1 protein-coding gene is annotated in these 440 nt (G+C 45.7%); it reads left to right on the top strand.

Annotated features, from left to right (window positions below; translation table 11 throughout):
- Nucleotides 1-105 precede the first annotated feature (105 nt).
- Nucleotides 106-408 carry a hypothetical protein gene (locus tag FH871_RS34920; protein ID WP_002960854.1) on the top strand — a complete coding sequence of 101 codons (303 nt, stop codon included), beginning with the start codon at nucleotides 106-108 and terminating at the stop codon, nucleotides 406-408.
- Nucleotides 409-440: the final 32 nt, after the last annotated feature.

The raw sequence follows: 440 nt of genomic DNA, 5'->3' as shown, positions 1-440 counted from the left end.
CTCGGGATAGCCGATAGGGTTAATAGATGATTGGAGGTGGCTCTTATGCCGAGCGTTTTTAATAATGATGACCTACTTAGACAAATCAGGAAGACCACGACTGGTATGGACAAGGCCTTTAAACTGGAAAATATTAAGCTGGATCTGGGTAAGGTCAAGGATGAGACTGGCCAAGAAATCAGCGGTAATGCTTATCTGGACCATTTGGTTGAGGCCGAAAAATTCGACCAGGCTGAGGAATTTATCAGCCAGCAGCTCAAGCATCTGAGCAACTACCAGTATGACCATCTGGTGGATAACTTTGTTGCTTACTTGCAGAACTTGGCTCCAGAAGTCCAAGAGCGTAATGGCCTAGATGCTGCTAAGATAAAAGCGATTCGTCAGGGCTTGCGTGATTTCAAGTGGTAAGCTAGTTGAAGTTGCTGGGTTCTTCACGGTTC

The sequence above is a fragment of the Larkinella sp. C7 genome (assembly GCF_006149005.1).
Classification (GTDB): Bacteria; Bacteroidota; Bacteroidia; order Cytophagales; family Spirosomataceae; genus Larkinella.
The sequence above is the reverse complement of the archived record's forward strand: the minus strand, read 5'-3'. Positions and strand labels throughout refer to the sequence as shown.